Raw genomic sequence first — 14,469 nt, forward strand, 5'->3', positions numbered from 1 at the left:
CCGCATCCATCTCGGACCAGCTGATGAAATAACAAGTCAAGCTGTCCTGAAAGATCGGTTGTATACCGCGATTGTGAATAATAAGGCTCTGGATAACCTTTAATCAAGCACCTGTTATTTGGAGGCAGGTGGCATTATTGCGTCTAAATTAATGCAGATTTCAGGGAAGTTTGCAGCTTTGATCCGGGCATGGAGGGATAAACTGAGATCTGCTCCAGCTCACGATCGCTGGTAAAGACATACTGCCAAATCTGTACTTGTCCTGTATCAAAAAATTGTTAATTAATGATTTGAATGTAGGAAAACGTCGGATAAAATCGAAATAATAGATGATTACATACTTATTTGCTCAGTAAATGCGCAGCCGTTTTGCCATAAATATCCGGAGGAGGTTTTCCCATGAATGCCGGTGTTGTGCGGTTCAGCATTAAACAGAGACTCATTTTATCTATCTGTTTGGTGATTGCTGTCCTGATAGTCGGAACAAGTATCTTCTCGTATATCAATGCTAAGCGAATAGTTAGTTCCGGTATTGAACGCGAGGCTCAGCTGGTTGCTGAGAAGAATGCAGAGATTATTTCCAACTGGTTTAAAGCGGTTGAAGATGACATGTATCTGTTCTCCTTGATTCCGGCAGTCAGAAAGTTTGAACTGGATGATGCAAGGGTGATCATGAATGCCTTACTGCAGGAAAGACCTGCTTACGGCGGAATTCTGCTGGCTGATCTTTCAGGGACGGCGCACACAGTCGAAGGGCTGACGATAAATATCGCAGAGCGGGATTATTTTATCGATGCTCTAGCAAAGCAGAGAGTGGTATACTCAGAACCCATGATTACTCAGGGAACAAATGTCGCCATCGTTATGCTGGCGAGACCTGTATATGGCGAGAGCGGAACCGAACCGGTTGGGGTAGCAGCATTTTCGGTTACTCTGGATTACCTGCAGCAGTTGGCAGCGAGTATGAATCTAGCTGGTTTCGGTCATGGATGGCTGATCAATGAGGCAGGAATAATCGTTGGTCATCCCAATTTAGATTATGTTGGCACTTCAGATCTGTTTACTCAGGTACCGTCTATGCAGCCGATTGTTGACAAAATGGTGGCAGGTAACTCTGGTGTGGACAGCTTCAGGTTCGATAACAGTGATAGAATTGCAGCTTACGCACATGTATATCAAAACGGCTGGTCGATAGCAGTTGAAGCCGATGAAGAGGATGTGCTTAGAGTTGTCAACCAAATCCGGGTAATCATAGTGATTACAATTGCAGCAGCTTTGGCAATTGGCTTTGCGCTGGCTTATCGGCTGTCCGTATCCCTAGCTGATCCAATTGTGAAGCTGACTAAGAGCGCGGAAAAGGTGAGCGGTGGTGACTTAACCGAGGTTATTGCGGTTAAGAGGCGGGATGAAATTGGCCTGCTTGCCTCTTCGTTTGGGAAAATGATCCACAACCTCCGCAGTATCATTGAAAATGTCAAGGTTTCGGCGGACCAGGTTTTGGATACTTCCAACCAGCTGTCGGCTGCCTCAGAAGAAACTGCAGCTTCGATTGAGCAGGTAGCAGCCAGTGCTAACAACTTTTCCCAGACAGTCACCCACATGAATAGCGGTGTTGGTGAAGTAGCAGATTCAGCTGCAGATATTGCGTCCATGGCAGCAGAAGGAGAAACAGCGCTGGATAGAATCTCTCGGCAGATGGAAGAACTGCGGCAGAGCATTGAGGAGCTGTCGGAGGTAATTGAAAGCCTGGGTACAAGCTCTTTGGAGATCGAAAAAATCGTTCAGGCCATTGCAGCCATAGCTGAGCAGACTAATCTGCTGTCGCTAAACGCCGCTATTGAGGCAGCTAGAGCAGGTGAGCACGGCCGTGGTTTTGCTGTAGTGGCAGACGAGGTTCGCAAGCTTTCCGATCAGAGCAGCCTCGCTGCGGATAATATCCGCAATCTGATTACTGATGTTCAGCAGAAAACCCAAAAGGCTGTTGATGGCATGCATAAAAGTGTGGTCAGCGTTGATGAAACATCGCAAGTTGTGGGTGACAGCAGTAGGATGTTATCTACAATTATCGGATCGGTAAATGAAATAGCAGACAGAATTAAAGCAATTGGCGAAGATGCAAAGAACATTGACATTGGAGCTCAGGAAATGGCTGCTGCTACCGAGGAGCAGTCAGCAACTATTGAGGAGATTTCTTCATCTGTGCACAGCTTAAGTGAGATGGCTGAGCACCTCCAATCTTTAATTGAAAGTTTTAAGGTTAACGAGCACAGCGAGTAATAGAGGGGTATATCATGAACACAGCTACTGTGGTGCTGATGCTGGCGTTAGGTTCCTTTGTTTATGGACTGCTCTTAGTAGCATTAAGGTTCAGAGGTACATCCCGTCATGAGGTTCCCTTTTGGATTGCGGCAAAGTTTCTGCAAGCAGCCGGTTCCCTGATGTTTTTTCATCGAGCTGCGGCCTTCAACGGCCTTACAGTAATTGCCAAAGTGACGCTGCTCATCGGCTGTGCATACGAGGCTTGGGCGGTCCGGATTCTCTCCGGCAAGGATGTTGGACGCCGGACGCATGTCTTGGTATCCTTAGGCATAATTGCTGTTGGTTCTCTGACTGTGTCAGTGCCCAGCCCATTCGAAAGCGGTGTATTCTTTTTACTGCAGAGCATATTCTACTTTCTGCCCAGCATATTTTTAGTTCACAAACATAAAGCCGCCTCGTTTCTGCAGCAGGTCTTAGGAGTCTTCTACTTTGCAGCGGGACTGGTTTTTTTGACTGCTGCTGCGCTGTGTTTAATCTTCCCCTCTTTTGCGATGAGTCTCAGCGGCGACACAGCCGCGGTAATTCCGATCACAAGCTACTCGATCTTTTTGGTCAGCAGCTATATTCTGCTGATGATCGTTAAAGAGAAGAGTGATCAGGAGATCGCCCAGATCCAAGACAGCTTGGAAAAGAGCAGAATTCAGTTTCAGAGGGTTGTGGAGACTGCTATTGAGGGTATTTGGGTGTTCGACAAGGATTTCCGCCTCACTTTTGCCAACGAGCAGATAGCATCTGTTTTGGGATACACGGTGGAGGAAATGCTCGGCAGGACATACTCTTCATTTATTCCCGAGGAATACCGTTATGTAAGTGATTTGCAAGAGTCACTGCGGCGGAGCGGAAAGGACTCGGTTTATGAGTGCTGTCTTTTGCGGAAGGATGGAAAGGAGCATTGGTTCTTGGTTTCTGCCAAAGCTATTCTAGATGATTTCGGTAGATTCGAAGGTTCCTTTGCTATGCTGACAGATATTAATGAGCGCAGAATCATTGAGCTGGCGCTTGAAGAGACTAACCGCCAGTTAATTGAGTTGAGCAATACTGACAGTTTAACCGGAATTGCCAACCGCAGGTGTTTTGATGCTGTACTGGAACGTGAATATTTAAGGCTTCGCCGCTCGAAATCCAAGCTTTCCATCATTATGTTCGATATTGATCATTTCAAGGCCTATAATGATCAGTACGGTCATGTAATGGGAGATGTCTGTCTGCGGCGGATTGGCGGTGTGTTGAAGAACTGCATCAGGGAATCAGTTGATCTGGCAGCTCGCTATGGTGGCGAGGAGTTTGCCTGCATCCTGCCTGATACGGATCTAGGCGAGGCGGTAAAGGTTGCTGAACGGATTCAGGAAGAGATTAGAGAGCTTAAAATTGAGCACAAAACATCACCGGTTTCCCAGTATATTACTGCGAGTTTCGGCGTAACTGCGGTTGAGTATTCGCCTAAGTTATCTCTCGAGGAGATCGTCGATACCGCTGATAAGCTGATGTATAAAGCTAAAGCTTCCGGTCGCAACCGGATTGAGTTTGCTGCGAGAAGCGAAGCATCTGCAGCTGAGGGTTGACCGGTCAACCTATTTATGGAAGGAGATAGGCGGGATGTGGGTTTTCTTTGCTTTTGGCTCGGCTGTATTTGCGGGTTTGACTGCTATTTTAACCAAGATTGGCATTAAAAACACAGATTCCAATGTGGCTACAGCTATCAGAACAGCAGTGGTGCTGGTGTTTTCCTGGCTGATGGTGTTTATTGTAGGTTCGCAGCGAACGCTCGCGGATGTGAACGGCAGGACCTTACTTTTTCTCATCTTATCAGGATTGGCGACCGGAGGTTCCTGGCTCTGCTATTTTAAGGCTCTACAGATCGGGGATGTGAACAAGGTAACTCCAATCGATAAATCCAGTACGGTTTTAACGATGATCTTAGCTTTTATCCTGCTGAAAGAGGAGGTTACCCTGCTCAAAGCTATCGCTGTGATATTAATCGGCAGCGGTACCTTCTTGATGGTCTATAAGAAAAGAACCAGAGATAATCTAAAAACAGAAAGCAATCTCTGGATGCTGTATGCTTTTGGCGCGGCTGTTTTTGCCAGTTTGACCGCTATTCTCGGTAAAGTGGGAATCGAGGGGATCGAATCAAACTTGGGAACTGCAATACGCACAGTCGTAGTATTGATTCTTGCTTGGGCAATTGTGTTTGCAACTGATAAGCATAAGACAATTAAAGAAATAGACCGCAGAAGTTGGATGTTTCTTATACTGTCGGGTTTTGCCACCGGCGGCTCCTGGCTCTGCTACTATCGAGCACTCCAGACTGGTCCTGCCAGTGCTGTTGTACCGATTGATAAATTGAGTATCGTTTTTACGATTGCCTTCTCTTATTTTTTCCTCAAAGAAAAGCTTTCTCCAAATGCCGCTGTCGGCTTAGTCCTGATTGTGGCTGGTACCCTTTCACTTCTGCTGTAAAGCCTCAACATTGATGCCCTGGCTGAGCCGGGGTTTGGTTACTGCAGCTGGAAAAATGTGTTTCGGACAAAATTTATTTTATATTCATGTTTTGTATTTAACTTTTGTATAATTAATGTTAATATGTATCTTGGAGCGCCTGTTAACATGCCCCAGTTCCGACTCAGCCGGGACAACATATTAAGCGCTTTAGAATTTTAGAAAGGAAGTGGTTTAAGTTGAGTTGGCTTATTCTAGTATTTTTAGCAAGTATCCTTGCAATAGCGTACGCAGGCCTTAACTTTTATTCAGTTAAAAAGTTGGATGAAGGTACCCCGCTGATGAAAGTAATTGCAGAGCGTATTCGCATGGGCGCAGTTACCTTTCTGAACTATGAGTTTAGGGTAATCGCTATTATCGCTTTAGTTGTTGCAGTGTTGATGGGTTTACTTGTTGGCTGGTATGTTGGAGTCGCGTTTGCGATTGGGGTAGTGATGAGTTCGCTGGCAGCTTTGGTAGGTATGCGGATCGCTACTTATGCGAATGTGCGCGTGTCAAATACTGCCAGAACTACCAAGAAACTCGGCCAAACCCTTAAGGTTGCTTTTAAGGGCGGCTCAGTCATGGGGCTTTGTGTGGGTGGCTTTGCACTTCTCGGTATTGTGATCGTCTATGTAGTTTTTGGAGTTCTGCTGAAACAGCTGTCAATTGAGAATGTGTACATGGTGCGGAACTGGCTGGGAATTGAATTTTCACCATTTACCATGACTATTTCCGGATATGCGCTCGGCTGTTCAATTATCGCTATGTTTTTCCGTGTGGGAGGCGGTATTTATACTAAAGCCGCAGACATGGGCGCAGACCTAGTTGGAAAAGTGGAAGCCGGTATTCCAGAGGATGACCCCAGAAACCCTGCTACTATTGCAGATAACGTTGGCGACAATGTGGGAGACGTAGCTGGACTTGGTTCGGACCTTCTGGAAAGTTTTGTGGGCGCCATCTCATCAGCAGTTATCCTTGCTTTTCACTTATTCCTTTCCAGTGAGGCCAAAAACGCAGGTATGAGTTCATCCCTGCTGGAAAAAATGTTTCTGTATCCCATCGTTCTTGCCGGATTTGGGGTGCTTGCCTGCATCGTAGGTATTGCTTATATTATTCTGAAAGAACTTTCTGAAGATCCTCACCGTGAACTAAATATTTCTACAATGGTGTCAGCAGGTCTTACCATTGTGCTCTCTGGGTTAGGATGCTGGCTGATGTTTAGAAATCAGGATTTAACCGGCATCAGTTTTAATCTCGGCCTCTTTTCACCATGGGTCGCTTCTGTGTTAGGAATCGTGGCAGGAGTAGTAATCGGCTTTATCGCTGAGTATTACACCAGTTATGATTATGCTCCGACCAAAAGTATTTCGGCTGCTAGCACTGAGGGTCCCGCTTTGACTATTACTCAAGGTATGTCAGTTGGTATGCGCTCCACAATGCTGCCGGTGTTGGTGTTAGGGGCCACTGTCATCGCTGCTTATGGTGCTGCCGGTATGTACGGTATTGCTATGGCAGCTGTAGGTATGCTGTCCTTTGTTACTACCACCGTTACCGTCGACACCTATGGTCCGATCTCTGACAATGCCGGTGGTATTGCTGAAATGAGCAAACTTGATGATGAAGTGCGGGATATTACAGATAAGCTCGACTCAGTTGGCAATACTACTGCCGCGATCGGTAAAGGGTTTGCGATCGGCTCAGCTGCTTTGGCTGCTACCTCTTTGATGGTAGCTTACATCTTTTCATTTTCACCGCCTGATGTAGATCCTATTCTTGACATTATTAATCCGCTGACCCTGGTTGGTGCTATGGTTGGTACTGCACTGCCTTATATGTTCTCCGGTATTCTCATTGAGTCGGTAACTAAAGCTGCGCGCAAAATGGTAGATGAAGTGCGCCGTCAGTTTAAAGAAAAACCGGGAATTTTGGATGGCACCGAAGAACCGGATGTTAACTCCTGTATCTCTATTGCTTCACAGGGAGCGCTGCAGGAAATGAAGTTTCCTTCATATCTCGCGCTGTTTGCTCCAGTTGTAGGAGGATTTATCTTTGGAGCGAACTTTGTCGGTGGTTTATTAATCGGTTCGATCCTGTCGGCGATCATGCTGGCACTGTTTACCGGGAATGCCGGCGGTGCCTGGGATAACGGCAAGAAGTACATCGAGTCTGGTTTAATGGAAGGACATGAAAAAGGTGGTACAACACACGCTGCTGCGGTGGTAGGAGACACTGTAGGCGATCCGCTAAAGGATACTGTTGGACCTTCTCTGGACATTTTAATCAAGATCATGTCCACAATTTCCCTGATCGCGGTAGCTATCTTCTCTAAATATAATCTCTTTGATTGGCTGATCAATCTGTTTTAGTATCTAATTAATTACATTTGAATAGCTAGACCGCTAATGTGCATTTTGAGCGCGTTAGCGGTTTTTCTTTTGCCAGGTTAACCATTGCGCTTGATAAGTAGAATCGGAGAGAGGATCAGAATGCTGCGCAGGGAAAAAGATGTCACCCAGGAGAAACTGGCTGAATTTAGGCTCCAATCATTGGTTGGTGCTTTTTTTATGCTCCGATTGTATTATTGAAATGTAAAAATATAAAAATTTAAGCAAAATCGTCTTTTGGTGTTGTATTTTTATACATGATTCATATATAATTATGCCAATAATTGTGAGGTGAGAATTAGCGATGCTGAAAGTAGGCGTTATTGGTGCTTCGGGCTATACCGGCGGTGAACTGCTGCGGCTGTTAGTCCGTCACCCTAAAGTAAAAATCACAGCGGTTTCGGCCAGAACCAGTGTCGGTCAAACTCTGGAGGATATAAATCCAGCCCTAAATGTACCTGACCTTGATCTGAAAATTGCAGCGCCAGAAGCAGTGGATGATTGCGAAGTAGTCTTTCTGGCTGTTCCTCACGGAGTATCGAGTGAATTAGCGGTAGACTTGATAAAAGCAGGCCAGAAGGTGATTGACCTGGGAGCTGATTTTAGGCTTAAAGATCGGGGCGTGTATGAAAAATGGTATCAGCAGGAGCATGGAGCGCCAGAACTTTTGGGTGATGCGGTCTATGGGCTGCCGGAGATTCATCGTGATCAGATTAGAAAGTCCACTCTCATTGGCAATCCGGGCTGCTATCCTACCAGTATCATCTTAGCTCTAGCTCCCATCTTAAAAGCAGGCATAGGGAATTTAAATTCAATTATAATTAATTCCCTATCTGGAGTATCAGGTGCGGGAAGAGGTTTGGGAGAGCGCTACCACTTTTCTCACTGCGCAGGCAACCTTACGGCCTACGGAGTAGGCAGTCATCGGCATCTTCCCGAGATAGAGCAGGAGCTTTCCGGTCTGGTTGATTCAGAGGTTAGAATCTCCTTCACACCGCATTTGGTTCCCGCAGTTAGGGGAATTCTTACCACGATTACACTTGGTGTAGATTCGTTACAGTCAACTGATGAGCTGATAGCGCTATATCGGGAATTTTATCAAAATGAGTTCTTTATCCGCATTCAACCGCCAGGAGTGCTTCCCCAAACTAAATATGTGATTGGTTCTAATTTCTGCGATCTCGGTGCTGTTTATGATTCGCGAACGCGAAGGGCTGTGATTGTCTCTGCCATTGATAACTTAGGAAAAGGCGCTGCGAGCCAAGCTGTTCAGAATCTGAGTATCATGGCAGGCTGGAGTGAGCGGTTAGGAATTGACCATCCAGCCATGTATCCGTAGGAGGGATGAGTGTGAGAAGAGTTGCAGGCGGCGTTACTGCTGCCAAAGGATATAAAGCAAGCGGAGTGCACTGTGGGTTAAAGAAGACAAAGCTTGATTTAGCAGTAATTGCCAGCGAGGTTCCGGCTGCTGCTGCTGGTGTTTTCACCACTAATCTGGTTCAGGCTGCTCCTGTCAAAGTAACTAGAGAACATCTTGCGCGGAGTGGGACAGCAAAGGCAGTGGTGATCAACAGCGCCAATGCTAATGCCTGCACCGGCCCACAGGGGATCCTTGATGCTCAGGCAATGGCAGCCGCGGCAGCAGAGCATTTGGGCTGCAGTCCGGAAGAAGTTCTGGTGAGCTCCACCGGAGTTATCGGTGTGCCCCTTCCCATGAGCAAGATTAACGAGGGTATTGGTTCAGCGGTATCTGAGTTGAGTGAGGCGGGAAGCTTTAATGCAGCCCAAGCGATCATGACTACCGATACTTTTCCCAAAGAGTATGCCGTTGAGTTTGAGCTTGGAGACAAAACTGTGCGGCTGGGCGGCATTGCTAAGGGTTCCGGTATGATTCATCCCAACATGGCCACCATGCTGGCATTCATTACCACTGATATCAGCATAGCCCAGCCGCTGCTGCATAAAGCACTGCGGGAGGCGGTGGTTAAAAGCTTTAACATGATTTCGGTGGATGGAGATACGAGCACTAATGATATGGTGATTGTTTTGGCCAACGGGCAGGCCGGTGCGGTGCCAATTACGGATAAGGGACCGGAATACGAATTGTTCTGCCAGGCTCTAGGTGTGGTGACGGAGGAGCTGGCCAAGCTGATAGTCAAGGATGGCGAGGGGGCAAGCAAGTTTGTGGAGCTTCATGTAAAAGGCGCCCAAAGTGAAGCGGCAGCTCGCACCATCGCCCGCAGCATTGCCGGTTCCAACTTGGTGAAAGCAGCCATTTTTGGAGCAGATGCTAACTGGGGCAGGATACTCTGCGCTGCTGGCTACAGCGGTGGGGTGTTTGATCCCGATAAAACTGCGGTGTATTTGGGGGAACTAAAAATAGTAGAAAATGGCACCGGAGTTGATTTTGATGAGGATGAGGCTTTAGTGCTTCTCAGTCAAGGTGAGATTGTCATTACAGTCGACTTAGGAGAAGGGGATCAGGAAGCGAAAGCTTGGACCTGCGATCTGACTTATGATTATGTGAAAATAAATGCCAGCTATCGGAGCTGAGCGGTGGATGGAGGGGATGTTGTGACCGGTTTTGATAAAGCAGCAGTATTGGTAGAAGCGCTGCCTTATATCCGCAATTTCTACGGCAGTACAATCGTAGTTAAATATGGCGGAAATGCCATGATCAATCAGCAGCTTAAAGAAGGCGTCTGTCAGGACCTTGTGCTCTTAAAGTATATCGGACTGAACCCCATCATCGTTCACGGCGGCGGTCCGGAGATATCTGATATGATGCAGCGGGTAGGCAGGACACCTGAGTTTGTCAATGGGTTGAGAGTGACAGACGCGGAAACAATGGAAATTGTCCAGATGGTGATGATCGGTAAGATCAACGCGGAGCTGGTGACTCTGCTTAACAGCTATGGCGCTAAAGCGATTGGCTTAAACGGCAAAGACGCAAACTTGATCCAGGCGCAAAAATATGTGGGAGATGTGGATCTCGGCTTTGTAGGTGAGATTGTGGGGATTAATCCTGAACCTCTTCTGACTTTAAGCCGCGAAGGGTATATTCCTGTGGTCACTTCTGTGGGAGTTGGACCGGACGGTGAGAGCTACAACATTAACGCTGACCGGGCAGCCGGCTACTTAGCCGGAGCACTGAATGCGGAAAAGCTGATTATTTTAACAGATGTGGAGGGAATTTTCGCTGATCCCAGTGATCCTGATACACTCATTTCTCAGTTGAGTATGAATCGGGCGCGGGAGCTGATTGCCTCAGGGCACATCAATCAAGGCATGATTCCCAAGGTCGAAGCTTGTATCGAAGCGCTGGAAAAAGGAGTAGGCCGCACCCACATCATTGATGGGCGCCAGCTGCATTCAATTCTCCTGGAGATATTTACTAACCAGGGTATCGGCACTATGGTCGTTAAAGAGGAGGCTGCCAGGAATGACCAATGAACAGGCGAAGGCTTTAACCGATCAGTATGTTCTTGGTACTTATGGACGCTGGCCGATTGCGGCAGTAAAAGGTAAAGGCTGCTTTTTGTGGGATGGAGATGGCAGACGCTATTTGGACTTTGTCAGCGGCATCGCTGTTGCCAATCAGGGTCACTGCCATCCAAAGGTTGTTGAGGCTATCCAAAAACAGGCTGAGCAGCTTATCCACTGTTCGAATCTATTTCATATCCCCGCCCAGGCCGTATTGGCGGAGAAGCTCTGCTCACTCAGCGGCTTAGCCAAGGCATTCTTCTGCAATAGCGGAGCTGAGGCTAACGAAGCAGCGATCAAGCTTGCCCGTAAGTGGGGTAAGCTGCAGAAAAACGGGGCTTATGAGATCATTGTCGCGGAGCAGTCCTTTCACGGCAGGACGATGGGTGCTCTTTCGGCAACCGCCCAGCGCAAGTACCAAAAGCATTTTGAACCGCTGCTTCCAGGGTTTAAAGCGGTAAAATTCGGTGACATTACAGCTCTTAAGGAAGCGGCGACTGCCCAAACAGCAGCCATACTGCTGGAACCACTTCAGGGTGAGGGTGGAGTTGTGCCTGCGCCTCAAGGATACTTGGAGTCTGTCCGCCAGCTGTGTGAGGATGAAAACATCCTGCTGATTCTTGATGAGGTTCAGACTGGATTCGGCAGAACTGGTAAGATGTTTGCATTTGAGCATTACGGCATTAAACCTGACATTCTGGCTCTGGCCAAGGCGCTGGGAAGCGGCGTGCCGATTGGCGCAGTGTTAACGGGACCGAAGACAGCACATATTTTTGAACCGGGAGATCATGCTTCAACTTTTGGAGGCAATCCTCTCGCTGCAGCAGCGGCTTTAGCAGCAGTTGAGGTGATCGAAGATGGACTGGTGGAAAACTGCGCAGAAGTAGGAGCGTATTTTCTGAAGCAGTTGGAAGCGCTAAAGGAGCGGTATCCGATTATTCGGGATGTCCGCGGCTTAGGTCTTCTGATTGGTGTGGAATTAAACCAGCCAGCAGGGGATGTGGTGGCTTACTGCCGAGATAAAGGTTTACTGATTCTCACAGCCGGGCAGCATACCCTGCGCTTTTTGCCGCCGCTGATTATCACTAAGGACCATGTTGATCAGGCGCTGGAGATATTAGCAGGCGCGCTGGAAGTTTATCAATCTTAAGAACGAAAGGATGTGAGTTTGTTGGAACAGATTACAGCGATTTTGGAAAAACCGATTTCCCAAAGTTTTCGCGGAAGAGACTTTTTGACTCTGCGGGATTTTACACCGGAAGAGCTCTGGCATATTCTTGAAACCGCGTTAATCATGAAAAAGGAGCCGCGAAGTTCCCTGCTTAAAGGCAGGACCCTGGGTATGATTTTCTGCAAATCTTCCACTAGAACGAGGGTTTCTTTTGAAGCGGGAATTCTCCATCTCGGCGGAGCGCCTCTTTATCTAAACAAACAGGATATTCAGCTTGGACGGGGAGAAACAATTGCTGACACTGCTCGGGTGCTCAGCCGCTATTTGGACGGAATCATGATTCGCACCCATTCCCACAGTGAAGTAGAGGAGCTGGGATACTGGAGCACTATTCCTGTTATCAACGGGCTCACAGATTTATTTCATCCCTGTCAAGCGATGGCAGATTATCTAACGGTTTATGAGCACTTCGGCAGGATTAAGGGTTTAAAGATAGCGTTTATCGGTGATGGAAATAATGTAGCTAACTCTTTGATGCTGGGAGCGGCTAAATTTGGTGCTGATTTTGTACTGGCGTGTCCTAAAGAATATGAACCGAGCGAGCAGGTACTGCAGTGGGCCGAGGAAATAGCTGCTCAGACCGGATCAAGCATTGAAGTTGTTCATGATCCTAAGGCTGCTGCGTCAGGAGCGCATGTGCTGTATACTGATGTGTGGACCAGCATGGGGCAGGAAGCCGAGCAAGAAAAGCGGATTAAGGACTTTGCCGGCTATCAGATCAACGGGAAGCTTTTGGAACTGGCTGATCATAACTGCATAGTTATGCACTGCCTGCCGGCTCACCGCGGTGAAGAAATCAGTGAGGATGTGCTGGAAGGACCTAAGTCGAAAGTATTTGATGAGGCGGAAAACAGGCTCCATGTTCAAAAAGCGATTATGGCCTTAATTATGCAGACTGAGAACCCAGTCTGCTGATCAGTGGCTTCTCATAGACACAATCAGAAATTCATTATAAGCAAGACCCCAGCTCAGCTGGGGTCTTGGTGGTCTAACTACTTTACAGTTATTTGCAGCGCTGCATTTATCTCAGTATCAACAGCGCTGATTTCAGCAACCTTGCCTTGGATGCTGTATTCTTGACTGCCTTGGAAATTGAACAGGGCTGTCTCGGCGAAATAATCGCCCGGCTCAATCTTATCTGATCCCGGCTGGACATCGACCCAAGCAAAGACCTGGTAATCTCCCGGGGGTAGATCAGTGAATTCGAAATTTCCTCCATTTGGATTAACTGAGGCTTCTGCAATCGCTTCTACCAGATCGCCTGTTCTTGTTCCTACAACAATCCGCATTTTATCCACAGCGTTTACCGCCCAATAGGCATTGATTAAGCCGTGTCCATAAAACAGACTGACACTGTCCCCATCAAGAGGCATGCTGGTGCGGTGCAGAATATTTAACACCTGATTGCTGGGAATCCCGGCAGACAGCATGAGCCCAATAACTCCTGTTACATGTGGTGCGGCCATCGAGGTTCCCTGGCTATACTGGTAATCACCGGGTTTGCCATCAATCCAAGTGCTGAGAACCCCATCTGGGCTCAAGTCGCCGTTGCTGTCTTTAAAGATGTCGCCGCCTGGAGCTACTACATCGATTTCAAAGCCCCAATTGGAATATGGAGCGCGTTTTGGTGCGTTCGGATAGTTATAATCAACCGCGCCTACTGCGATTACACCGGGGTAGGCGGCAGGGTACCGAACAAAACCGGAATCATTACCCGCAGCCGCAACAATTACAGTGTCTGTGGAGTTTAACACTAGTTCTATGGTTTCGCGCATAAATTCTTCATATTCATCATTACCCAAGGAAAGATTGATCACATCAGCCGGGTAGGGATTTGATGGCAGACTAGCTTCTTCCAGCAGGCCTGCTGCGTATAGGACCGCTAAAGCTATATCCCATGTATTTCCTGACCCTGAGCTGTCCATGACTTTAAGCGGAAGCAGGTCTACATCCAACATAATGCCCGCAACTCCGATGCCATTATTGGCAGCAGCGCCAATCGTCCCGGCTACATGCGTTCCATGTCCATTGTCATCGTCAAAATCGGGGTTTAAGTCAATGAAGTTGAAACCATAGTCAAAATCAAGGTTATCTTTTAACTCCGGATGGTCTTTTTTTACACCAGTATCAATTACGGCAATGCGCACCGATCTGCTGCCGGTCGTGACTGACCATGCCTGGGGAAGTCTGATCAACGAATAATGCCACTGGGCAGGGAACAACTCATCGTTTGGATAAGTGACCGCCAGCGGCTGCACCGTGTTGTTTGGCTGAGCGTAGCGGACTCCCGGAAGAGTAAAGGCACTGAAAATCGAAACTTCCGGTTCTTTTTCAACCGGTCTAACCAAGTAGGCGTTTAATATTGACAGTTTTGCCAGAACTTCGAACCCGGCTTGCTGGAGGTTAACTCTGGTTTCACTCTCAGACAAACTCGGATCAAAGCTGATCGGTTCAAACCCCTAACTTTGGACATTATGCAGCAATAACTTCAGGTTTCAAATCGTTTCTCATGATTGCTTTGTGGTATTCTCTGGGAGGCTTGTCTCTCAGACTCCCATGACGACGGCGCTC

The 14,469-nt window shown here is 47.6% G+C and carries 10 protein-coding genes; 9 read left to right on the forward strand and 1 reads right to left on the reverse strand.

The window, feature by feature from the left end; all coding sequences use genetic code 11:
* Positions 1-399 precede the first annotated feature (399 nt).
* From GX019_03135 to argF, 9 genes are all read left to right on the forward strand, one after another.
* Complete coding sequence (locus tag GX019_03135) at positions 400-2,277, forward strand: methyl-accepting chemotaxis protein (GenBank protein HHT36153.1); 1,878 nt, start codon at positions 400-402, stop codon at positions 2,275-2,277.
* Between the two features lie 14 nt (positions 2,278-2,291).
* Positions 2,292-3,881, forward strand: coding sequence for a diguanylate cyclase (locus tag GX019_03140; GenBank protein ID HHT36154.1), 1,590 nt, complete (start codon positions 2,292-2,294; stop codon positions 3,879-3,881).
* 34 nt (positions 3,882-3,915) lie between these two features.
* Positions 3,916-4,779, forward strand: a complete 864-nt coding sequence (locus GX019_03145; GenBank protein HHT36155.1) for an EamA family transporter — start codon at positions 3,916-3,918, stop codon at positions 4,777-4,779.
* A 218-nt stretch (positions 4,780-4,997) separates the two neighbouring features.
* Positions 4,998-7,166 (forward strand): sodium-translocating pyrophosphatase, encoded by a 2,169-nt coding sequence (locus tag GX019_03150; protein ID HHT36156.1) that lies wholly within the window; start codon positions 4,998-5,000, stop codon positions 7,164-7,166.
* Between the two features lie 322 nt (positions 7,167-7,488).
* Positions 7,489-8,523, forward strand: a complete 1,035-nt coding sequence (locus tag GX019_03155) for an N-acetyl-gamma-glutamyl-phosphate reductase (protein HHT36157.1) — start codon at positions 7,489-7,491, stop codon at positions 8,521-8,523.
* Between the two features lie 5 nt (positions 8,524-8,528).
* Positions 8,529-9,737: a bifunctional glutamate N-acetyltransferase/amino-acid acetyltransferase ArgJ gene (gene argJ / locus GX019_03160; GenBank protein HHT36158.1), complete on the forward strand. Its 1,209-nt coding sequence runs from the start codon at positions 8,529-8,531 to the stop codon at positions 9,735-9,737.
* 21 nt (positions 9,738-9,758) lie between these two features.
* Entirely contained in the window at positions 9,759-10,637 is an 879-nt protein-coding gene (argB, locus tag GX019_03165) for an acetylglutamate kinase (protein HHT36159.1), read from the forward strand.
* Positions 10,627-11,817 carry an acetylornithine transaminase gene (locus GX019_03170; GenBank protein ID HHT36160.1) on the forward strand — a complete coding sequence of 397 codons (1,191 nt, stop codon included), beginning with the start codon at positions 10,627-10,629 and terminating at the stop codon, positions 11,815-11,817. Before argB ends, GX019_03170 begins: the two co-directional genes overlap by 11 nt.
* Positions 11,818-11,871: 54 nt before the next feature.
* A complete protein-coding gene (gene argF / locus GX019_03175) occupies positions 11,872-12,813 on the forward strand; it encodes an ornithine carbamoyltransferase (GenBank protein ID HHT36161.1) in 942 nt (313 codons plus the stop codon).
* 77 nt (positions 12,814-12,890) lie between these two features.
* Here argF and GX019_03180 read toward each other — a convergent pair whose 3' ends face one another.
* Positions 12,891-14,327, reverse strand: a complete 1,437-nt coding sequence (locus GX019_03180; GenBank protein HHT36162.1) for a S8 family serine peptidase — start codon at positions 14,325-14,327, stop codon at positions 12,891-12,893.
* Positions 14,328-14,469: the final 142 nt, after the last annotated feature.

Source organism: Bacillota bacterium, from assembly GCA_012837335.1.
Taxonomy (GTDB): domain Bacteria; phylum Bacillota; class Limnochordia; order Darwinibacteriales; family DTU012; genus DTU012.